General features: G+C 61.9%; 19 protein-coding genes. 8 read left to right on the top strand and 11 right to left on the bottom strand.

Translation table 11 applies throughout. From position 1 onward, the window contains the following. The first annotated feature begins 58 nt into the window (after positions 1 to 58). On the top strand, positions 59 to 1,306 hold the full coding sequence (locus ACRESH_RS21260) for an OprD family porin (RefSeq protein ID WP_431743819.1): 1,248 nt from the start codon (positions 59 to 61) through the stop codon (positions 1,304 to 1,306). A 38-nt stretch (positions 1,307 to 1,344) separates the two neighbouring features. On the opposite strand, the gene ACRESH_RS21255 is transcribed toward ACRESH_RS21260, so the two are convergent. Beyond that, positions 1,345 to 2,244: a TauD/TfdA dioxygenase family protein gene (locus tag ACRESH_RS21255; protein ID WP_431743818.1), complete on the bottom strand. Its 900-nt coding sequence runs from the start codon at positions 2,242 to 2,244 to the stop codon at positions 1,345 to 1,347. Between the two features lie 181 nt (positions 2,245 to 2,425). Between ACRESH_RS21255 and ACRESH_RS21250 the strand changes: the two genes are divergently transcribed. Continuing rightward, complete coding sequence (locus ACRESH_RS21250; RefSeq protein WP_431743817.1) at positions 2,426 to 3,352, top strand: LysR family transcriptional regulator; 927 nt, start codon at positions 2,426 to 2,428, stop codon at positions 3,350 to 3,352. Here ACRESH_RS21250 and ACRESH_RS21245 read toward each other — a convergent pair. After that, a complete protein-coding gene (locus tag ACRESH_RS21245) occupies positions 3,332 to 4,354 on the bottom strand; it encodes an ABC transporter substrate-binding protein (protein WP_431743816.1) in 1,023 nt (340 codons plus the stop codon). The genes ACRESH_RS21250 and ACRESH_RS21245 overlap by 21 nt on opposite strands. 279 nt (positions 4,355 to 4,633) lie before the next feature. Here ACRESH_RS21245 and ACRESH_RS21240 point away from each other — a divergent pair, with 279 nt between their 5' ends. From ACRESH_RS21240 to ACRESH_RS21230, 3 genes are read left to right on the top strand one after another with little or no spacing between them, the layout of a single operon-like run. Continuing rightward, positions 4,634 to 6,229, top strand: a complete 1,596-nt coding sequence (locus tag ACRESH_RS21240; protein ID WP_431743815.1) for an ABC transporter permease — start codon at positions 4,634 to 4,636, stop codon at positions 6,227 to 6,229. Next, positions 6,226 to 7,050 (top strand): ABC transporter ATP-binding protein, encoded by an 825-nt coding sequence (locus tag ACRESH_RS21235; RefSeq protein ID WP_431743814.1) that lies wholly within the window; start codon positions 6,226 to 6,228, stop codon positions 7,048 to 7,050. Before ACRESH_RS21240 ends, ACRESH_RS21235 begins: the two co-directional genes overlap by 4 nt. Positions 7,051 to 7,059: 9 nt before the next feature. Next, positions 7,060 to 8,661, top strand: a complete 1,602-nt coding sequence (locus ACRESH_RS21230; RefSeq protein ID WP_431743813.1) for an arylsulfatase — start codon at positions 7,060 to 7,062, stop codon at positions 8,659 to 8,661. Here ACRESH_RS21230 and ACRESH_RS21225 read toward each other — a convergent pair. After that, positions 8,633 to 9,340 carry a Crp/Fnr family transcriptional regulator gene (locus tag ACRESH_RS21225; RefSeq protein ID WP_431743812.1) on the bottom strand — a complete coding sequence of 236 codons (708 nt, stop codon included), beginning with the start codon at positions 9,338 to 9,340 and terminating at the stop codon, positions 8,633 to 8,635. The genes ACRESH_RS21230 and ACRESH_RS21225 overlap by 29 nt on opposite strands. Before the next feature lie 90 nt (positions 9,341 to 9,430). Here ACRESH_RS21225 and ACRESH_RS21220 point away from each other — a divergent pair, with 90 nt between their 5' ends. Further along, positions 9,431 to 9,937, top strand: coding sequence for a DUF962 domain-containing protein (locus ACRESH_RS21220; protein ID WP_431743811.1), 507 nt, complete (start codon positions 9,431 to 9,433; stop codon positions 9,935 to 9,937). Positions 9,938 to 9,971: 34 nt separating this feature from the next. Here ACRESH_RS21220 and pcaC read toward each other — a convergent pair whose 3' ends face one another. The 8 genes from pcaC to pcaR form a co-directional block, all read right to left on the bottom strand. Beyond that, a complete protein-coding gene (gene pcaC / locus ACRESH_RS21215) occupies positions 9,972 to 10,364 on the bottom strand; it encodes a 4-carboxymuconolactone decarboxylase (protein WP_431743810.1) in 393 nt (130 codons plus the stop codon). 10 nt (positions 10,365 to 10,374) lie between these two features. After that, positions 10,375 to 11,166, bottom strand: coding sequence for a 3-oxoadipate enol-lactonase (gene pcaD / locus ACRESH_RS21210; RefSeq protein ID WP_431743809.1), 792 nt, complete (start codon positions 11,164 to 11,166; stop codon positions 10,375 to 10,377). 11 nt (positions 11,167 to 11,177) lie between these two features. Continuing rightward, on the bottom strand, positions 11,178 to 12,542 hold the full coding sequence (locus ACRESH_RS21205; protein ID WP_431743808.1) for a 3-carboxy-cis,cis-muconate cycloisomerase: 1,365 nt from the start codon (positions 12,540 to 12,542) through the stop codon (positions 11,178 to 11,180). Between the two features lie 135 nt (positions 12,543 to 12,677). Further along, positions 12,678 to 13,883: a 3-oxoadipyl-CoA thiolase gene (gene pcaF, locus ACRESH_RS21200; protein ID WP_431743832.1), complete on the bottom strand. Its 1,206-nt coding sequence runs from the start codon at positions 13,881 to 13,883 to the stop codon at positions 12,678 to 12,680. After that, complete coding sequence (locus tag ACRESH_RS21195) at positions 13,880 to 14,659, bottom strand: CoA-transferase subunit beta (RefSeq protein WP_431743807.1); 780 nt, start codon at positions 14,657 to 14,659, stop codon at positions 13,880 to 13,882. Before ACRESH_RS21195 ends, pcaF begins: the two co-directional genes overlap by 4 nt. Then, a complete protein-coding gene (locus ACRESH_RS21190; protein WP_431743806.1) occupies positions 14,656 to 15,516 on the bottom strand; it encodes a CoA transferase subunit A in 861 nt (286 codons plus the stop codon). The genes ACRESH_RS21195 and ACRESH_RS21190 overlap by 4 nt, the downstream gene beginning before the upstream one ends. 189 nt (positions 15,517 to 15,705) lie before the next feature. Continuing rightward, the gene (locus tag ACRESH_RS21185; protein ID WP_431743805.1) at positions 15,706 to 17,052 is read right to left on the bottom strand and encodes an MFS transporter; all 1,347 of its coding nucleotides are present in this window, start codon (positions 17,050 to 17,052) and stop codon (positions 15,706 to 15,708) included. A 160-nt stretch (positions 17,053 to 17,212) separates the two neighbouring features. Continuing rightward, complete coding sequence (pcaR, locus tag ACRESH_RS21180) at positions 17,213 to 18,088, bottom strand: pca regulon transcriptional regulator PcaR (RefSeq protein ID WP_431743804.1); 876 nt, start codon at positions 18,086 to 18,088, stop codon at positions 17,213 to 17,215. A 608-nt stretch (positions 18,089 to 18,696) separates the two neighbouring features. Between pcaR and ACRESH_RS21175 the strand changes: the two genes are divergently transcribed. Together ACRESH_RS21175 and ACRESH_RS21170 are read left to right on the top strand one after the other, a co-directional pair. Continuing rightward, on the top strand, positions 18,697 to 18,897 hold the full coding sequence (locus ACRESH_RS21175; RefSeq protein WP_136474755.1) for a hypothetical protein: 201 nt from the start codon (positions 18,697 to 18,699) through the stop codon (positions 18,895 to 18,897). A gap of 333 nt (positions 18,898 to 19,230) precedes the next feature. Next, entirely contained in the window at positions 19,231 to 20,703 is a 1,473-nt protein-coding gene (locus tag ACRESH_RS21170) for an inorganic phosphate transporter (protein ID WP_431743803.1), read from the top strand. Positions 20,704 to 20,857: the final 154 nt, after the last annotated feature.

Genomic DNA, 20,857 nt, shown 5'->3' with positions numbered 1-20,857 from the left:
GACCCATAAACGTCGCAGCGGATGGCTTCGGCTTGAATAAAAACAAGAGACACACAACATGACCGCACCCGCACGACACCTGCTTCCCGGCCTGCTGGCCATGGCTTGCACCCTGCCAGTTCTGGCGAGCGAAGGTGGCTTTGTCGAAGATGCCAAGGCCACTCTCAACCTGCGTAATTTCTACATCAACCGCAACTTTGCCGACCCGGCCAACCGCCAAGGCAAGGCCGAGGAATGGACCCAGAGTTTCATCCTCGACGCCCGCTCCGGCTTCACCCAAGGTAGCGTCGGCTTCGGTGTCGACGTGCTCGGTCTGTACTCGCTCAAACTCGATGGTGGCAAGGGCACGACGGGCACTCAGCTGTTGCCGGTGCATGACGACGGCCGCCCTGCCGACGACTTCGGCCGCCTGGGCGTGGCGCTCAAGGCCAAGGCGTCCAGCACCGAGCTGAAAGTCGGCGAATGGATGCCGGTGCTGCCGATCCTGCGCTCGGATGACGGCCGCTCGCTGCCACAGACTTTCCGCGGCGGGCAGATCACTTCCCAGGAAATCGCCGGCCTGACCCTGTATGCCGGCCAGTTCCGTGGCAACAGCCCGCGTAACGATGCGAGCATGGAAGACATGTCGATGAACGGCAAGGCAGCCTTCACCTCCGACCGTTTCAACTTTGCCGGTGGCGAGTACAGTTTCAATGACAAGCGCACCCTGATCGGCTTGTGGAACGCCGAACTGAAGGACATTTACAGCCAGCAGTACATCAACCTGGTGCACAGCCAGCCAGTGGGTGACTGGACCCTGGGCGCCAACCTGGGTTACTTCATCGGCAAGGAAGACGGCGCCGAACGGGCCGGCGAACTGGACAACCGCACTGCCTCGGCATTGCTCTCGGCCAAGTACGGCAGCAATACTTTCTATGTCGGCCTGCAGAAAGTCAGCGGCGACGATGCCTGGATGCGCGTCAACGGCACCAGTGGCGGCACCCTGGCCAACGACAGCTACAACGCCAGTTTCGACAACGCCAAAGAGCGCTCCTGGCAGCTGCGGCACGACTTCAACTTTGCCGGTGTCGGCATCCCCGGACTGACCCTGATGAACCGCTACATCAGCGGTGACAACGTCCACACCGCAACGGTCAGCGACGGCAAGGAGTGGGCTCGGGAATCGGAACTGGCCTACGTGATCCAGTCAGGCAGTTTGAAAAACCTGTCGTTCAAATGGCGCAACTCGACCATGCGCCGCGACTACAGCAGCAATGCCTTCGACGAGAACCGTCTGATCGTCAGCTACCCGATCAGCATTCTCTGAATCATCGCGGGGCAAGTCGACTTGCCCCGCGATCAGCTTCACGCCCCGCGAACGGTACGGCTGCGCTGGCCAAGCACACCCACCGGCACATCCCCTTGCAAGGTCACCCGACGCACCACCCGTCCCTGGGTACCGTAATCATCCACGGCGTAATGCTGGGTGGCGCGGTTGTCCCAGATCGCCACGTCACCCGCCTGCCAGCGCCAGCGCACGGTGTTTTCCAGGCGGGTGACATGGCTCTGCAGCAGGTTGAACAGGTGCGCGGAATCAACCTGCGAATAACCCTTCAAGCGTTTGACGAAATGGCCGAGCAGTAAAGTTTTCTCACCGCTGACAGGGTGCACACGCACCACCGGATGCTCGGTTTCGTACACCGTCGAGGTGAAGATACGACGGTAGCTTTCCTGCTGCTCTGGCGTGACATTCGGCTTCGCCGCCGCGTAGTCATATTCGTTGCTGTGCACCGCCCAAAGTTGATCGGCCAAGGCCTGCAACTCGGCGGAAAGATCCTCGTAGGCCGTCGCCGTGTTGGCCCAGACCGTGTCGCCGCCCGCCGCGGGCGCCACCACCGAACGCAGAATCGAAGCTTTCGGGTAGGCGTCGACAAAGGTCACATCGGTGTGCCAGGAATTGGCCCGGCGCTCACCATCGAGTTCCAAGAGAAAACGCGTACCTTCGCGGACCGGCACCGTGGGGTGCGCTATCGGCTCACCAAGCAAGTGCGCGAAGGCTTCCTGCCCTTGATCGTCAAGGTGATGCTGGGCGCGGAAAAAGATCACCTTGTGCGCCACCAGAGCGGCCTGGATAGCCTCGATCACGGCGGGCTCAAGATCAGCGCTCAATTGCACCCCGCGAATTTCGGCACCAATACGTCCGGCCACCGGGTGGATCTCCAGCGCATGGCTGATGGGTGCTACGGCGCGTGCGGCATTGCTCATGGTATGACCCTCATCTGGCTGCTCTAGAAAGGTGCCGATGAATCACTTGCGCTATCTATATACAAATAAGCTCTAACAGATATTCAAATGCTTCATTGACGGAATAAGAGCTTACATTTAAAACCTGAGCCTTCGTGGCGGCAAATACCTTCGCCGTATTTTTGGAATGCCGGGAAAGCATATGGATCTTCGCCAACTGCGTTACTTCATCGCCCTCACCGAACACCGCAGTTTTGTTCGCGCGGCAGACGCCATGGGCATCACTCAACCTGCCTTCAGCCGCAGCATCCAAGGCCTGGAGCAGGAATTCGGCTGTGTCCTGGTAGACCGCGGCAACAAGGACTTGCGCCCCACGCCAGAAGGCCAGGTGGTATTGCAGCACGCCTTGCGTCTGGTCCAGGGCGCGGCCCAGTTGAGTTGCGAAGTGCTGCAGATGACCAAGCTCGATGCTGGCGAGCTGCACTTCGGCTGCGGGCCGGCACCCGCCGTGCAGTTGGTGCCTCAAGCCCTGGCACAGTTTCTCCAGGCCCACCCCAAGGTGCGCACCCGCCTTGAGGTGGATAGCTGGGAGAAACTCAGCCGGGCGTTGAATCGTGAGGAGATCGAATTCTTCATCGCCGATATCCGCCAGTTCGAGGCTGACCCGAACTTCCATACACTGCCCTTGAGCCCGCGCCGCGGCCTGTTCTTCTGCCGCCCCGGGCATCCGTTGCTGGCCAAGGACAGCCTGTCGACCAACGACATGTTCGACTATCCGCTGGCCACCACACTGATTCCGCCGGGAGTGCGCAAGCTGCTGGCCAATCTCAGCGGCAAGACCGATTTCACCCCGCAGTTGCTGACCGAACACTTGCCGACCCTGGTAAGCCTGGTGCTCGACAGTGATGCCATCGGTATCGGTACCGAAGAAGCCTTTGCCAATGATATTCAGCAGGGGCGCCTGGTGCGTCTGCACTGGCGCAACCTGCCGGCCAATCTTGACAGCCTCAATGCCCGCTGCGGCATTGTCAGCCGCAGCGGTTATCGCCTGTCGCCCGCCGCGCGGGCGATGATCGATACCTTGATCAGCCTCGATCAGCAGCCAGCGCTACAGGTGCTGGCCGGGTAACCTGGGGGCCAGCCACTGGCTGACCTTGAACGGTTTGCGAATCAGGCGCTGTTCGGCGGCCAGGTCGACCGAGGCCTGGAGTTGGTCGAGGAAAGGCTGGTCCAGGCTCGGGCGGAAGGTGTATTCGAGTACTTCATCCTGCAAATCGCGCTCAAGGATCACGGGTGGGTAGCTGGCCAGTCCTGAAACCAGCTGGATATAGGCTTTCTTGTTGCTCTCATCACTGAGCCATTGCACCGCTTGTTGTTGCGCCTCAAGCAGGCGCTGGACCAGTTCGGGATGGGCATCGACAAAGGCGCCGGAGCCCACCAGCACCGCCTGGATACTGCCGGCGCCACCCAGGTCTTTGGTATTCAACGGTAGCTCGGCAAGCCCTCGAGCCTGCAGCGCGGTCAAGCCCGACAGGCCCCAGGTGGCGTCAATCTGCCGGGCAGCCAAGGCGGCGACCGAAGCATTGAAGTCGAGGTTGATGACCTTGAAGTCCTTCTCGCTCAGGCCCTGGCTCGCCAGCGCGGCATCGAAGGACAACTGGCTGGCGGTACCGCGGAAGATCGCCACGCGCTTGCCCTTGAGATCCTCCAAGGTCTTGATGCCACTGCCCGGTGCCACGCCCAGGTAGTGCTTGATACCGCGCCCGGTAGCGGCCAGCAGGCGGGTGTCGACGCCATTGGCCTTGCCGATGATTGCCGCCAGATCGCCCAGATAGGCGAAGTCGACCTGGCCGTTGGCGAAGGCTTCGTTGATGACCGGCCCCGCACCCTTGAAGTAGTTCCACTGAATCTTGATGCCGTCGGCGGCGAAGGCTTTTTCCAGCAATTGCTGATTGCGCAACACATCAGTGACCCCGCCGCCGGAATTTTGCGTACCGGCACTCAGGTCAGGTACGGCAATGCGGATTTCCCGGACCGGGGCGGCCTGGGCCAGCGGCGCTAGCCACCCCACCACAGCAGCCAGGGCGGGAGCGGCAAACAGACTGAAAACACGCTTGATCGACAGGTTCATGGCGGACGACTCCTTGTAGTGGTGCGGCCACGCTAACCAGAACTTCGACAAAAAAATAAATACTAATAAATTACATTTTAATAATTTTAAAGAATAAACAAGTGACAGCAGGCCTCCCCGCAGGCCATGCCTGCGGCACAAGAAAAATATGCTTCGAATGCATTGGATACGCGGCTATGGGCTTGCTTTAAATGCGCTCTCTTATCACCTATTCGAATTTATTTTTAAAAAAATATACCAGAAAGGAATATGAAAATAGCTAATCCACGGAGGTCCGCCTTGGCCCGAGCATCATTCCCCAGCCTGCCCCTGGCCACGCCGACAGGTCGTCGGCGAAATGTCGGAAAACCGTACCGGGCACACCTGCTGGCCTGGTACCTGCCAGCGGGATTGGCACTGCTGTGGTGGCTGGCCAGCCGCAATCAATGGATGAGCGAACAGATACTGCCAGCGCCCAGCCTGGTCTGGCACAGCGCGCAGGAGCTGGCTCACGGCGAGCTTTGGTCGCACCTGGCAATCAGCCTGCAACGCTTGCTGACAGGGTTGTTGGCCGGGGTCAGCAGCGGTGCCCTGCTCGGTGCCTGGCTGGGCTTCAGCCGTCGCGCCGAACGTCTGGTGCTGCCAACCTTCAATGCCCTGGCGCAGATCCCGACCCTGGCCTGGGTGCCGTTATTCATGGTGCTGTTCGGCATTGGCGAACTGCTCAAGCTGGTGGTGCTGGTCAAGGCGATCATCGTGCCGGTCACCCTGCACACCCTGGTTGGTGTGCGCGATGCGCAACCGCGTCTGCGCGAAGCGGCCGCCGTGCTCAAGCTGCCGCGCCGATTGCTGATCACCCGGTTGATCCTGCCCGCCGCCTTGCCCGCCTTTCTCGCCGGTGTTCGCCTGGCCCTGGCCACCGGCTGGTCGTCGTTGCTGGCAGTCGAACTGCTCGCCTCCAGTGAAGGCATCGGCTACCTGATGGTCTGGGCCCGGCAGTTGTTCATGCTCGATATCGTCTTTGTCTGCATCGGCGTTATCGGCCTGCTCGGTTTTGCCATGGACCGTGGCCTCGGCTGGCTGGATCGACGCCTGGTGCACTGGCCCCACCCGCCCGGCGCCGAGCTGCGGGGGCAACGTCTGCACGGCAGCGAACACCTGCAAGCCTTGCTGCTCCCCCTGGCGCTGCTGGTTATCTGGCAGTTGGCGAATCAGTTGCAGTGGATCGATGCCAACATCCTCGTAGCGCCCAGGCAAGTGTTGACCACCGCTTGGAACGGTGTGCTCGACGGTTCGCTGACCTCTGCCCTGGCGGTCAGTGTCGGTCGTGCGTTGGGTGGCTTGCTGCTCGGTGGCGGCCTGGGCTTTGTGCTGGGCCTGTGGCTGGGGTTATCGCGGCCCGCCGAACGTCTGTTGGGGCCTACTCTCGCCGGTCTGCGGCAGATCGCAATTTTCGCCTGGGTGCCACTGCTCACCGCCTGGTTCGGCCTCGGTGAGCTGGCCAAGTGGGTGTTCGTCGGCCTGGCAGCGTTCTTCCCCTTGTTCATTGCCACCCAGCGCAGCGTCGCCAACCGTTCTCCGCAGCTGGACGAAGCCGCCCGGGTGCTGCACCTGGACCTGCGCCAGCGCCTGTTGCGCCTGGTGTTGCCCGGCGCGGCAGCCGGGATCTTCGCCGGCCTGCGCGTGGGCCTGATCTATGCCTGGCTGGGCACCATCGGCGCCGAGTACTTCATGCCCTCCGGGGGCGGTATCGGCAGCCTGATGATCGGTGCCCAGCAACTGCTGCGCATGGACCTGATCATGGCCGGGATGCTCCTGGTCGGCCTCACCGGCGCGCTGTTGGGCGCCCTCGGACAACACATCGAATCGCGCGCCACGCGCTGGAGACGAGCATGAATGCCATTGCCCATCCGTTGGTCAGTTTCAATCAGGTCGGCAAACACTTCGCGGTGGCGGGGGGTGAGCTGGAGGCCATCCGCGACTTCAACCTGCAGATCGCCGACGGCGAGTTCGTCGCCATTGTCGGCGCCAGCGGATGCGGTAAATCGACCCTGCTGCGCCTGTTGATCGGACTCGACAACGACTACCAGGGCCAGATCCTGATCGACGGCCAGGCGCTGACCGGCATCGGCAGCGAACGCGGCATCGTGTTCCAGGAGCACCGCCTTTTCCCCTGGCTGACGGTGCGTGAAAACATCGCCCTGGGCCTGGTCAATCAACCCTTGCCTAGCAACCAGCGCGAGCAGCGGATCGCCGAATACATTGCCCTGGTCGGCCTGCAGGACTTCAGCCAGGCCTACCCGCACCAGCTCTCCGGCGGCATGGCTCAGCGCGTGGCGATTGCCCGTGGCCTGGTGGCCAGCCCACGGATCCTGCTGCTCGACGAACCCTTCGGGGCCCTCGATGCCCTGACCCGCCAGCAGATGCAAGAGGAACTGCTGGCAATCCGCGAACGCGCGCGCATCACCACCCTGCTGGTGACTCACGATGTCGAGGAAGCGCTGTTTCTCGCTGACCGGGTGGTGGTGCTGGAACCGCGCCCGGGGCGCATCAAGCGCATCAACAGCATCGACCTGCCGCACCCGCGCCAACGCGCCAGCTACGACTTCCATCGCCTGCGCGAGGCATTGCTGCACGAACTGACCGCCGACGACCGCTACCTGCCGGCCGCGCCCGCACAGATCCACAACCTGCCCCTTTCCTACCTTGCCTATTGAGAGCCAACCATGAGCCAACGCCCCAACTTTCTGGTCATCGTTGCCGATGACCTGGGATTCTCCGACCTCGGCGCCTTCGGCGGTGAAATCGCCACACCGAACCTGGATGCCCTGGCCAGCGCCGGCCTGCGCCTGACCGACTTCCACACCGCGCCGACCTGCTCGCCAACCCGTTCGATGTTGCTGACCGGCACCGACCACCACATCGCCGGCATCGGCACCATGGCCGAAGCCCTGACCCCGGAGCTGATCGGTAAACCCGGCTACGAGGGCTACCTCAACGACCGTGTGGTGGCGCTGCCGGAGCTGCTGCGCGAAGCCGGTTACCAGACCTTGATGAGCGGCAAGTGGCACCTGGGCCTGAAAGCTGAACTGGCGCCCCATGCCCGTGGCTTCGAACGCTCTTTCGCCCTGCTGCCCGGCGCGGCCAACCACTACGGTTTCGAGCCGACCTATGACGAGCAAACCCCGCGCCTGCTCAAGTCCACCCCGGCGCTGTATATCGAAGACCAGACCTTCGTCGAGCAATTGCCTGAAGGCTTTTACTCCTCCGACGCCTTTGGCGACAAACTGCTGCAGTACCTCAAGGAGCGCGACCAGAGCCGGCCGTTCTTCGCCTACCTGCCGTTCTCCGCACCGCACTGGCCGCTGCAGGCGCCGGCCGAAGTGGTCGCTCGCTACAAGGGGCGCTATGACGCCGGCCCGGAAATTTTGCGTCAGGAACGTCTGGAGAAGTTGCGCCAGCTAGGCCTGATCGCCACCGACACCCGTGCCCATCCGGTGGACAACCACTGGGACAGCCTGAGCGATGAGCAGCGCCAGCGTTCGGCGCGGTCCATGGAGGTCTACGCGGCGATGGTCGAGCGCATGGACTGGAACATCGGCCGGGTACTGGATTACCTGCGCAACCAGGGACAGCTGGACAACACCCTGGTGCTGTTCATGTCCGACAATGGTGCCGAAGGAGCGCTGCTTGAAGCCTTCCCCAAGTTCGGCCCGCACCTGGCGAGCTACCTGGATCAGCACTACGACAACAGCCTGGAAAACATCGGCCGGGCCAACTCCTACGTCTGGTATGGCCCACAGTGGGCGCAGGCAGCCACCGCGCCTTCACGGCTGTACAAGGCCTTTACCAGCGAAGGCGGCATTCGTGTGCCAGCATTGGTGCACTACCCGGCCCTGGCGCGCCAGCGACAGATCAGCCATCAGTTCAGCACGGTGATGGACATCACCCCGACCCTGCTCGACCTCGCCGGTGTGCGTCATCCCGGCACGCGCTGGCGCGGGCGCGATGTCGCGGCCCTGCGCGGCAAGTCGTGGCTGGGTTACCTGTCCGGCGAGACCGAACAGGTGCATGACGACAATACCGTCACTGGCTGGGAACTGTTCGGCCGCCGGGCGATTCGCCAGGGGCAGTGGAAGGCCGTGTACATCCCTGGGCCGGTGGGTCCGGCCACCTGGCAGTTGTATGACCTGGCCAGCGACCCGGGCGAAATCGATGACCTGGCCCAGGTGCAACCGGCCAAGCTCCAGGCACTGCTGGGCGAATGGCAGAAGTATGTCGAGGAAACCGGGGTGATCCTCAGCGAGTCGCCGTTCCAGCCGGACTAGCCAAGGCGTATAGACGGGCGGGATCGAGTATCTCGATTTCGCCATACCCCAGCCGCAGCGCCCCTTCCTGTTGCAACGACTTGAGGATCTGGTTGGTGGTCTGGCGCGACAGCGACAGCATCAACGCCAATTGCTCCTGGGACAGTTGCAACACGCGGCGGCTGCCGTCCATCTCGCCATAACCGGCGGCGATCTGCAGCAGCCGATGGGCGACCCGAGGCGCCGCTGCCAGCAGGCTCTGCTGTTCCAGGGCGACAAACACCCAGCGCAACTTCTGGCTCATCAGCAAGGCGAAGTCGCGCCAATGCTCAGGGTGTTGCGCCAGCAACGCCAACAGCGCGGCCTGAGGTATCCACAGCAGGCGCACCGCGCCTTCCGCCTGGGCATCATGGGTGCGCGGCTGGCCGTCGAACAGGCTGATTTCGCCGAACCAGTGCGGCGTTTCTACCAGCGTCAGCAACGCCTCCTTGCCTTCGCTACTGACCGCACCGACCCGCATGCTGCCTGACAGCACTGCGTACAAGCCGCAGGGCGCATCCCCGCGCTGGAACAGGTATTGCCCCGGCGCCAACTCGCGCAAGCGGGCCAACCTCGGCAGGCTATCCTGAAGGAACGGAGGCAGATGCTTGAACCAGTGGCCCTGGAGCAGGATTTGGTGCCAGGTGGGATCGCTGCTCATAACGCCTCGAAGGTCAACTCTGTCGGCTAGCCGACAGACAGCCAGAATGCCTGCAGGGCATGCTCACGTCACCCTACAGGAGGAACAATAATGAAAAGCCTGGTCGAACACCTCAGTCAATATGCGGCCTACCACCGTGACCCGCGCAATATCGCCACCCACTTCGTCGGCATTCCGATGATCGTGGTCGCCGTGACGGTGCTGCTGTCACGTCCGGGGCTGGATCTGGCCGGGATGTGGGGGTCGCCGGCCTTGTTGGTGGCACTGCTGACAGGCTGGTTCTACCTGCGCCTGGACGCGCAATTCGGACTGATCATGGCCCTGTTGCTTGGCCTGTGCCTATGGGCCGGTCAAGTGCTGGCGCTGCAAAGCACGATGGTCTGGTTGAGTGCGGGGCTGGGACTGTTCGTGCTTGGCTGGGTGATCCAGTTCGTCGGGCACCACTACGAAGGGCGCAAGCCGGCGTTTGTCGATGATCTGAGTGGGTTGATCGTCGGGCCGTTGTTCGTGGTGGCGGAGCTGGCGTTTCTGCTGGGGATGCGGCCGCAGTTGAAGCAGGCCATCGAACGCAATGCCGGGCCGGTGGCGATTCGTTGATCGACCTTTCGCGGGGCAAGCCCCGCGATTTGGCTCAACTTCTGGACTCAACCCCCAACTCATCCCACACCGACTCGGCCAGGTGGAAGGTCGCATTGGCCGCCGGAATGCCGCAGTAGATCGCGCTCTGCATCAGCACTTCCTTGATTTCCTCACGGGTCACGCCATTGCTGGCGGCAGCGCGCAGGTGCAACTTGAGCTCTTCGTTGCGGTTCATGCCGATCAGCATGGCGATGGTGACCAGGCTGCGGGTATGCCGTGGCAGGCCCGGGCGGGTCCAAATATCACCCCAGGCATGGCGGGTGATCATTTCCTGGAACTCGCTGTTAAACGCCGTCAGGTTGTTCAGGCTGCGGTCGACGTGGGCGTCGCCAAGCACCGCGCGACGCACCTTCAGACCTTCTTCGTAGCGTTGTTTTTCGTCCACCAATTGCTCCTCAGCGGGCCAGCAGAAAGTCGATCACCCGGCGGCTGAATGGCTCGCCGACTTCGACATTGGACAGGTGCGCGGCCTGGAACTCGGCGTACTCGGCGCCCTGCACATTTTCCTGAATGAACAGCCCGCCCGAAGGGGGAGTGACCGCGTCATGGCTGCCGGAAATCACCAGCAGCGGGGCCTTGATTTCGCCCAGTTGATCACGAAAATCGGCATCACGTACCGCCCCACAGTTGGCCGCATAGCCTTGCGGCGAGGTGGCGGCGAGCATGTCGGTGATGCGCTTGGCCTGGTCGGGGTTGGTCGAGGAATAGGCCGGGGTGAACCAACGCTCGATCGAAGCATCGCGCAGGCCGACCATCGCTGCCTGACCGTCACGCAACACCGTTTCGATACGCGGGTTCCAGGTGTCCGGCGAGCCGATCTTGGCGGCGGTGTTGCAGACGATCAGCCGGTTCAGCCGCTGGCCGGCATTGATCCCCAGCCACTGGCCGATCAGGCCCCCCATGGACAGGCCACAGAAATGCGCGCGCTCGATCTTCAAGGCATCAAGCAGCGCCAGCACGTCCTGGCCCAGTTGCTCGATACTGTAAGGACCCTCGGTTACCAGCGAGCCGCCATGGCCACGAGTGTCATAGCGCAGTACGCGAAAGTGCGCGGCAAAGGCCGGCACCTGGGTGTCCCACATGTGCAGGTCGGTGCCCAGGGAGTTGGACAGCACCAACACCGGCGCGCCTTCAGGGCCGTCGAGTTGATAATTGAGTGCGCCATCGGCGAGTTGTACCTGTGCCACTGCAGCCTCCTTCAAGCATTAAAACGGTGATGTTCGGCCAGCGCCCGCTCGACCCAGACACGGGCCTGACCGAGGTAATGGGCCGGATCGAGCAGACGATCGAGTTCGTCCGCCGAGAGTTCGGCGCGCACCTGCGGATCGTCGCCGAGCACGGCGCGCAGGTGGCGTTGTTCGGCTACTGCGCGCTGGCAGCAGGTTTCCAGTAAATGATGAGCGGTGTCACGACCCAGGCGCTGGGCCAGGACGATACTGACCGCTTCAGCCAGCACCAGGCCCTGGGTCAGGTCGAGGTTATGGCGCATACGCTCCGCATCGACCTGAAGGCCGTCGGCGATGATCTGCGCCTGGCGCAACGCTCCAGAGACCAGGCAGCAGATTTCCGGCAGGGTCTCCCACTCGGCATGCCACAGGCCCAGGCTACGCTCATGCTCCTGCGGCATGGCCGCAAAGAGTGTCGACAGCAGCCCCGGTACCCGCGTCGCTGCACCGATCAACACGGCTGCACCCACCGGGTTGCGTTTGTGCGGCATGGTCGACGAGCCACCTTTGCCCGGAGCTGCGGGCTCAAACACTTCCGCCGCTTCGGTCTGCATCAGCAGGCTGATGTCGCGACCGAGCTTGCCCAGGCTGCCGGCGATCAGGCCGAGCACCGAGGCGAACTCCACCAGACGGTCGCGCTGGGTGTGCCAGGGCTGTTCCGGCAGTTGCAGGTTCAACTGCGCCGCCAGGGCTTCGGCCACCGGCAGGGCCTGGTCACCCAGCGCTGCCAGAGTCCCGGAGGCGCCGCCGAACTGCAGGGTGAGCAAACGCGGCTTGAGTTCCTGCAGGCGCTGGCGGTGGCGGGTCAAGGCCCCCAGCCAGCCGGCGATCTTCATGCCCAGGGTAACGGGCGTTGCATGTTGCAGCCAGGTGCGTCCGGCCAACGGGGTTTGGGCATGCGTCTGCGCCTGGCGGGCCAGCGAATCGGCCAGCCGCGCCAGGTCAGTTTCGAGCAGCGCCAACGCTTCGCGCAACTGCAACACCAACCCGGTGTCCATCGCATCCTGGCTGGTGGCGCCCAGATGCACATGGCGCTCGGCCTCCGGCACAGCGCTGGCAATCACCTTGCCCAGCGCCTTGACCAGCGGAATCGCCGAGTTCCCGGCAACGGCGATGGCCTCGGCCAGGGCGCCGAAGTCATAACGTTCGGCATGACAGGCGGCCTCGATGGGCGCCACCGCGACCTGCGGGATCACCCCGACCGCCGCTTCGGCACGGGCCAGCGCGGCCTCGAAATCGAGCATGCCCTGGACCCGGCCACGGTCGGAAAAGATCTCGCGCATGGCCGGTGCAGTGAAATAGGCATCGAATAGCTGATTATCCGGTCGTTGATACATGAAAGGTCCTTCAACAAAGCGCGCCCGTTCGCATAGACATGGGAGTCTAGACCCGCCGAGTAACACCCATGTAGCACAGAACAATCACCCCGGGCCACCGGCCTTGCGTGGAGGCAGGCGGCCGGGGTCATTGATTCACACCCGCTCGATAGCCAGGGCCAGGCCCTGACCTACCCCGACGCACATAGTCGCCAGGCCCTTGCGGCCGCCGAATTTCTCCAGTTGATGCAAGGCGGTAAGGATCAGTCGCGCGCCACTCATGCCCAGTGGATGGCCCAGGGCGATAGCGCCGCCATTGGGATTGACCTGCGCAGCGTCGTCGGCCAGGCCCAGTTCGCGCAGCACGGCCAGGCCCTGGCTGGCGAAGGCTTCGTTGAGTTCGATAACATCGAAATCACTGACCGCCATCCCCAGGCGCTCGCTCAACTTGCGCACCGCCGGCACCGGACCAATGCCCATGACCCGCGGCGCCACGCCCGCGCTGGCCATGCCCAGGACCCGCGCGCGTGGCGTCAGGCCGTGTTTTTTCAGCGCTTCAGCCGAGGCCAGGATCAGTGCCGCGGCACCGTCGTTGACTCCCGAGGCATTGCCCGCAGTGACGGTTTTGTCCGGGCCGTTGACCGGTTTCAAATGCGCCAGGGCTTCAAGGGTGGTGTCGGCCCGAGGGTGCTCGTCCTGTTCGACGATGGTTTCGCCTTTTTTGTGGGTGATCCGCACGGGCACGATCTCTTCGGCGAAGAAGCCTGCCGCCTGGGCTGCAGCGGTACGTTGCTGGCTACGCAGGGCGAAGGCGTCCTGGTCGGCACGCGAGACCTGGTAATCGTCGGCGACATTGTCGGCGGTCTGCGGCATGGCATCGACGCCATACTGAGCCTTCATCAACGGGTTGATGAAGCGCCAGCCGATGGTGGTGTCTTCCAGTTTCATGTTGCGCGAATAGGCGTTGTCAGCCTTGCCCATCACGAACGGAGCACGGGACATCGACTCCACGCCACCGGCAATCGCCAATTCCATCTCGCCACTGGCGATGGCGCGAAAAGCAGTGCCGACAGCGTCCATGCCCGAGGCACAGAGACGGTTGAGGGTCACTCCCGGCACGCTGTCCGGCAACCCCGCCAACAGCAATGCCATGCGCGCGACGTTGCGGTTGTCTTCTCCGGCCTGGTTGGCGCAACCGAGGAACACTTCGTCCAGTTGATCCCATTGAACCTGCGGGTTGCGCTCGATCAGCGCCTTGATCGGCACTGCCGCCAGGTCATCGGCACGCACGCCTGCCAAGGCGCCACCGAAACGGCCAATGGGGGTACGAATGGCATCGCAGATAAATACGTCACGCATCAGGCTTCTCCTGGCGCTTGGCCGTGGGCGGCGGCAGTGCGCGCTTCCAGATCGCGCAAGGCGCTGAGCTCGGCTTCGCTCGGCTCGGCAGTGGTCTGCACGCTGTCGACAAAGCGAATGGCCCAGCCCGTGGCGGCAATGATCTGCTCGCGGGTCACGCCCGGGTGAATCGAGGTGACGACGAACTCGTGGGTGTCGGCTTCCGGTTCCATGATGCACAGGTCGGTGATGATCCCCACCGGCCCTTCGCCAGGCAGGCCCAGGCGCTTGCGCGAGTCACCGCCCTCGCCGTGGCCGACCGAGGTGATGAAGTCGAGCTTGTCGACAAAGGCGCGGTTCGATTGCTTGAGGATGATCAGCACCTGCTTGGCGGAACCGGCAATCTCCGGCGCGCCACCGGCGCCAGGCAGGCGCACTTTCGGTTGCTGGTAGTCACCGACCACCGTGGTGTTGATGTTGCCGAAGCGGTCAACCTGGGCGGCGCCAAGAAAGCCGACGTCAATACGCCCACCCTGCAGCCAGTAGCGGAAAATCTCGCCGGTCGGCACTACGGTGTCGGCGGTTTCCGCCAGCTCACCGTCACCGATGGACAGCGGCAGCACGCTTGGCTTGGCGCCGATCGGACCGGATTCATAAATCAACACCACGTCGGGCGAGGAGGTCAGGCGGGCCAGGTTGGCGGCCTTGGAGGGCAGGCCGATGCCGACGAAGCACACTGCACCATTGCGCAGACGACGGGCTGCGGCGACGGTCATCATTTCATTGGTGGAGTAGCTCATTGTGCAGCCTCCGCAGCGTTGGCCAGTTTTACCTTGAATTCATTGAAGTCGGCAGTGCCGCGAATGTACTCATCGATCCAGGCGCTAAAGGCTTCGCGACTGCGGGAAATCGGGTCCCAGGCCTGGTAGAAATGGTTGTCGCGTTCGTAGTAACCATGTGCATAGGACGGGTGTGCACCGCCCGGAACCAGGCAGACGGCCGACAGTGCCCAGGTGGGTAGCACACAGGCGTTCATTGGCGCCTTGAGGTCGTCGACGATTTCTTCGACGGTGACGATGCAACGCTTGGCCGCCAGGGCTGCTTCTTTCTGCACCCCAAGAATGCCCCAGAGCAGCACGTTGCCCTTGCGGTCGGCTTTCTGCGCGTGAATCACCGTCACATCCGGGCGGACCGAAGGCACGGCGGCGAGCACTTCTCCGGTGAACGGACAGGTCACGCTCTTGATCAGCGGATTGACCTTGGGCAGGTCGGAACCGGCGTAGGCGCGCAGCACCGCAAAGGGCAGGCCCGAGGCACCGGCAACATAGGCGTTGGCAAGGTCCGCGTGACTGTGCTCTTCGATCTCCATCGCCTGCGGCCATTGCTTTTCCACGGCATCGCGCAGACGGTGCAGCGATCCCACCCCCGGGTTACCGCCCCAGGAGAAAATCAGTTTACGCGCACAACCGGCACCGATCAGTTGATCGTAGATCAGGTCTGGGGTCATACGAACCAGGGTCAGCTGTTTCTTGCCCTGACGAATGATTTCATGCCCGGCGGCAGTCGGAATCAAGTGGGTGAAGCCTTCGAGGGCGACGCTGTCACCGTCGTGGACGAACTGCTTCACGGCGTCGTGGAGCGAGAGGATTTCAGCCATTGCAGACTCCTGGATGTGCTGAGTCGAGGTCGGTGTGCAAGGCGCCTTGGGTGGCGCCGGTAGGCCTTCAGATTAAGACGGGGCTGAGAGCGCTACAATCCGATAATCGACTAACTGTTCGATTATCGAACCGATTGTTGTTGTACTAAGGATGTGAAAGCATCGCGGGACAAGCCCGCGATGAGGCTATCAAGTCGCGTCTGCGTGGCTAACCATGCCTTTAATGATCACCGCCACCGAGGCAAGCCCGGCCGGAATCACCAGCGCCGTCAGCACCTGTTCGAAGTTCCAGCCCAGGCCCAACAGGGTGGCGCCCATCCAGGCGCCGAGAATGGCGCCGAAGCGGCCGATGCCGAGCATCCACGACACGCCGGTGGCGCGCCCTTGGGTCGGGTAGAAACGCGCCGCCAGCGAAGGCATGGCCGATTGCGCACCGTTGACGCACATGCCAGCAATCAGTACCAGGGTCGCCAGCAAGGTAATGTTGCCCAGACTCTGACCCACTGCGTAGGCAAACACCCCGGCCAACAGATAGAACGTGCCGATGACCTTGTGCGGGTTGTAACGGTCCATGGCCCAACCCACGGCGACAGCGCTGAGCACTCCGCCGAACTGGAACAAGGCACCAATGAACGCGGCCTGTTCCATACTCGCGCCACTGTCACGCATCAAAGTCGGCAACCAACTGGTCAGCAGGTAGACAATCACCAGACCCATGAAATAGGTCAGCCACAGCAGCAAGGTGCCGACGCTGTAAGTGCCAGAGAAAATCAGCGCAAAAACGTTGCGCGCCTTCACCGTCTTTTGCTCCGGAACACTGAAACTCGACGCCTGGCCGACAATGGCCGGCTCGATCGGCGCCAAGGTCTTGCGCACCTTATCGGTGCCGCGGTTGCGCACCACCAGGTAGCGTGCCGACTCCGGCAACCAGAGCACCAGCACCACCACCAACAGCAGCGGCAACACACCACCGATCAACAGCAAACTGTGCCAGCCGAACGCCGGGATCAGCTTGGCCGAAATAAATCCGCCCCCTGCCATACCCAGGTTGAAGCCACAGAACATGCTGGTGACCAGCAGCGACTTGTGCCGCTCAGGGGTGTATTCAGAGAGCAGCGTGGTGGCGTTGGGCATACCGGCGCCAAGGCCCAGGCCGGTCAGGAAGCGTAGCACCAGCAACTGGTCGACATTGGTGCTGTAGGCCGAGGCCAGGCTGAAGGCACCAAATACCACTACCGCGCCCACCAGTACCACCTTGCGTCCGAAGCGGTCAGCCAAAGGCCCTGAGCCCAGGGCCCCAAAGACCATGCCGATCAGGGCCGCGCTCATGACCGGGCCGAGGCTGGCGCGGTCGATCCCCCAGTCCTGGGACAGCGCCGGGGCAATAAAGCCCATGGCAGCGGTATCCAGGCCATCAAGAAAAACAATCAGGAAACACAGAATCACCACACGCCATTGATAGCGCGACAGCGGTTGTTCATTAATAAAGGACTGCACATCAAGGCAGTTCCCGACAGCAGCTTGCGGACTGTTCATTATTTTTATCCAGTAGGAGCGCGCGTATGTGCGGGGCGCGCATGGGCGACACAACCGATCAAGACAGATCGATTGGTGCGAAGGACATTAATAACAGGTCGAAAGCTGCGCAATTCGATAAACGCAACACTGTGCGTTTATCGAACAGGAACGTGCAGCATCAGGCAAACAGCTGGGTGCTCAAGTCACGACTGGCCGCCAGCATGATCGGCAGGAAACGTTGTTCAAGCTCGGTACGGCTGACCCGACCGGCATGGGTGCTGACGTTCAGGGCTGCCAGCACCTGGCCGGAAGCATCGTAGACCGGTACGGCAATCGAGCGCAGGCCCTGCTCGAGCTCCTGATCAACCACGCACCAACCCTGCTGGCGAACCTGTTGCAGGCATTCGAGCAGCGCCATCGGGTCGTGAAGGGTACGACTGGTCTTGGCCTGCAGGTCGGCGTGTTCCAGGTATTCATGAAGGGTCGCATCGTCCAACGCCGCCAGCAGGATCCGGCCCATGGAGGTGCAATAGGCTGGCAGCCGGCCACCTACCGAGAGGTCTACGGAAATCAAACGCTGCACTGTGGCCGAGCGGGCTATATAGAGGATGTCGTCGCCTTCAAGAGTGGCCATGTTGCAGGCCTCGTGCAACTGATCGCTCATGCGGTCCAGATACGGCTGGGCCGACACCGCCAAAGGCGTGGACGACAGGTAGGCATGGCCAAGCGTCAGGACCTTGGGCAACAGCGAATAGGTACGCCCGTCGGTAGTGGCATACCCCAGCTTGATCAAGGTATGCAGGCAACGGCGCACCGCGGCACGGGGAATTTCCGTACGGTGGCTGATCTGCGCGATGGTCAAGTGACGCTTGCGTTCCTGGAAGGCCTGGACCACCGCCAGGCCGCGGGCCAGCGAGGTCATGAAGTCGGGATCACCGGTGAAGGCCTGGATACGCCTGGCCGGTGAAGCGACGATGGGCGGTGCCAGCGACGCAAACGAACTGCGCACCTGATCGTTCAATCCGGGCCCTTTGGGCGATGTTTCTTCTGTCATGGTTCACCTCGACAACACGGTCACTGGGGCGATTATCGAACCAACGACCGATAATCGCAATTGACCGCTACCCTCAATTGCTTATACCTTTCCACTGCCACGATGTGGCTTCTTGGAGAGACTGGTCAGGTACCCGCCGTAGAAGTCCCAGGCACGGCCTTGCCCACGAAGCGAGGCCGTTTTTCCTCCCTCTTGCTTAGCCAGCAACAGCTGCCAACTGCCGGAGAACTTTTCGCTTCGAGTAACCTCTTAAGCGAAACGGCGAGCGAACTTTAACAAGCTCGTAACAAAAGCCAGTTTTTGTTGCCATTGCCGAAACAACAGAGTTGATACGGCGATGGAACTTGCTTGCTATAATCAAGTTCCGTACCCACTACCCAGTAGGCCTTTGTAGGATCCAATCCACACTTGCCTGAAGTCGTAGGGAGCGGGCCTGATGCAAGTGCCACAAGATTGAACACCCTGTTGTTCGTATCGCCTTGCCTATTCAGAACCTACTGTTGCTGCGACAGTAATTACGCTCTGGCAGCGTAGCCACGTACATGTTGCGTTTTTGCGCAGCCTCACGCGTTAACGCCAGAGTTTATTCACAACCAACAGGTAGCACTGTGACAAAAGACGAACTGCGCGCGGAACTTGAGCGCCAGGAACAACGTTACAAGGAAGTTTACGGCGGGGAAGTCACCACCTACGCCGCCCAGCCCGACCCGGAGCGCAAGCCCTGGCGCAAACGCGCAAGCATTCTTGACCAGGCCTTCGCCCAGGAACTGCAAAAGATCGAGAAAGAACTCAAGCCCGACGAGCCCTAGCCCTCGCTTCTGCTGCCTTGCCTATGGCAGTCGGATGACTGGTACTTGAGAAAAGTGTCGGGGGCTGATCGTTACAGCTCCCCGAGCAGCTCGTAACGGATTCTCACAAATTTCATACAGTCGTTTGAATTTTTAATGTGGAATACCCTTTGCTGTAAACCCTTATATTTTCTAGATTTTTACCGATTTTAGCCGACATTTACGCAATCATTACGGGCACACCCCAGCCCGGGAATGCGACTGAACGGCTGGGACCGGTCAGCGGCAGGTGCATCGATTAGCAGGGATTTCTGGCATAATCGCGCCCCCTTATGACCGGGTCAGAAAACCTTCATGATCGATTTATTCAGCGGACTTGATGCCTGGGTACTGGTGAGCCTACTACTCGCTTTGACCTTCGTACTCGCCTTCGAGTTCATCAATGGCTTTCATGACACCGCTAACGCGGTAGCTACAGTCATTTATACCAAAGCCATGCCCCCGCACCTGGCGGTGTTCTTCTCCGGGGTGTTCAACTTCCTTGGTGTGCTGCTCGGCGGTGTCGGGGTGGCCTATGCCATCGTGCACCTGTTGCCGGTAGAGCTGCTAATCAATGTGAACACCGGTCATGGATTGGCCATGGTCTTTTCCTTGCTGGCCGCCGCCATCGCCTGGAACCTGGGCACCTGGTACTTCGGTATTCCGGCTTCCAGCTCCCACACCCTGATTGGCTCGATCCTCGGCGTTGGGCTGGCCAACGCCCTGATCAGCGACATCCCACTGGGTGATGGGGTCAACTGGCAGAAAGCAATCGACATCGGCATGTCCCTGGTGCTCTCGCCCATGGCCGGCTTTGCCGTGGCAGCCCTGGTACTGCTCAGCCTGAAATGGTGGCGCCCGCTGTCGAAGATGCACAAGACGCCTGAACAGCGTCGCAAGCTCGACGATAAGAAGCACCCACCGTTCTGGAACCGCCTGGTGCTGGTGATTTCGGCCATGGCCGTGAGCTTCGTGCACGGTTCCAACGATGGCCAGAAAGGTATTGGCCTGATCATGCTGGTGTTGATTGGTATCGTTCCGGCAAAGTTCGTGCTCGACCTGAACAGCACCACCTATCAGATCGAGCGGACTCGCGACGCCACCCTGCACCTGAGCCAGTTCTATCAGCGCAATGAAGCGACCCTGGGTGAGTTCCTCGCCCTGGGCAAAGCCAAGAATGGCGACCTGCCAGAGCAGTTCAGCTGCAATCCGCAGCAGACCGAGCCGACCATCAATGCCTTGCTCGAGTCCCTCAAGGGCGTAACCGAGTACCGCTCGCTGACGCCGGAAAAACGCGTTGAAGTGCGTCGTTACCTGCTTTGCCTGGACGACACCGCCAAGAAGGTCGGCAAGCTGCCAAGCCTGCAGGCCCGCGAGAAGGCCGACCTGAACAAACTGCGCAAAGACCTGACCGCCACTACCGAGTACGCACCGTTCTGGGTGATCCTCGCGGTCGCCCTGGCCCTGGGCCTGGGCACCATGGTCGGCTGGAAGCGTGTGGTACTGACCATCGGTGAGAAAATCGGCAAGCAGGGCATGACCTACGCCCAAGGCATGTCGGCACAGATTACCGCAGCCTGCGCCATCGGCATGGCCAACATCTTCAGCCTGCCGGTATCGACCACCCACGTACTTTCCTCGGGCGTGGCCGGCACCATGGTTGCGAACAAGAGTGGCCTGCAAGGCGGCACCGTCAAGACCATCCTGCTGGCCTGGGTCCTGACCCTGCCGGCAACCGTGAGCCTGTCGGCCGGATTGTTCTGGTTAGCGACCAAGTTCATCGGTTGAACCAAGCAACAATGAAAAAGGCGCCTTCGCAGACTGTGTGAAAACACGCTGACAGGCCTTAAGCCAAACGCCCCGACTTGTTCGGGGCGTTTGTTTTTGTGCTGTAAAAGGCCTTTCAGCCCATCAGTTGCATCATTTTTCGGGCACCCAGGAC

The organism is Pseudomonas sp. (assembly GCF_050739775.1).
Classification (GTDB): Bacteria; Pseudomonadota; Gammaproteobacteria; order Pseudomonadales; family Pseudomonadaceae; genus Aquipseudomonas.
The sequence above is the reverse complement of the archived record's forward strand: the minus strand, read 5'-3'. Positions and strand labels throughout refer to the sequence as shown.

Excerpts from the sequence above, each read along its gene's own strand:
- pcaR (WP_431743804.1), bottom strand. The coding sequence starts at position 18,088 with ATGACAGAAGAAACATCGCCCAAAGGGCCCGGATTGAACGATCAGGTG.
- ACRESH_RS21255 (WP_431743818.1), bottom strand. The coding sequence starts at position 2,244 with ATGAGCAATGCCGCACGCGCCGTAGCACCCATCAGCCATGCGCTGGAG.
- ACRESH_RS21245 (WP_431743816.1), bottom strand. The coding sequence starts at position 4,354 with ATGAACCTGTCGATCAAGCGTGTTTTCAGTCTGTTTGCCGCTCCCGCC.
- ACRESH_RS21225 (WP_431743812.1), bottom strand. The coding sequence starts at position 9,340 with ATGAGCAGCGATCCCACCTGGCACCAAATCCTGCTCCAGGGCCACTGG.
- ACRESH_RS21235 (WP_431743814.1), top strand. The coding sequence starts at position 6,226 with ATGAATGCCATTGCCCATCCGTTGGTCAGTTTCAATCAGGTCGGCAAA.
- ACRESH_RS21205 (WP_431743808.1), bottom strand. The coding sequence starts at position 12,542 with ATGTATCAACGACCGGATAATCAGCTATTCGATGCCTATTTCACTGCA.
- ACRESH_RS21260 (WP_431743819.1), top strand. The coding sequence starts at position 59 with ATGACCGCACCCGCACGACACCTGCTTCCCGGCCTGCTGGCCATGGCT.
- ACRESH_RS21185 (WP_431743805.1), bottom strand. The coding sequence starts at position 17,052 with ATGAACAGTCCGCAAGCTGCTGTCGGGAACTGCCTTGATGTGCAGTCC.
- ACRESH_RS21250 (WP_431743817.1), top strand. The coding sequence starts at position 2,426 with ATGGATCTTCGCCAACTGCGTTACTTCATCGCCCTCACCGAACACCGC.
- ACRESH_RS21195 (WP_431743807.1), bottom strand. The coding sequence starts at position 14,659 with ATGAGCTACTCCACCAATGAAATGATGACCGTCGCCGCAGCCCGTCGT.
- ACRESH_RS21230 (WP_431743813.1), top strand. The coding sequence starts at position 7,060 with ATGAGCCAACGCCCCAACTTTCTGGTCATCGTTGCCGATGACCTGGGA.
- ACRESH_RS21170 (WP_431743803.1), top strand. The coding sequence starts at position 19,231 with ATGATCGATTTATTCAGCGGACTTGATGCCTGGGTACTGGTGAGCCTA.
- ACRESH_RS21220 (WP_431743811.1), top strand. The coding sequence starts at position 9,431 with ATGAAAAGCCTGGTCGAACACCTCAGTCAATATGCGGCCTACCACCGT.
- ACRESH_RS21190 (WP_431743806.1), bottom strand. The coding sequence starts at position 15,516 with ATGGCTGAAATCCTCTCGCTCCACGACGCCGTGAAGCAGTTCGTCCAC.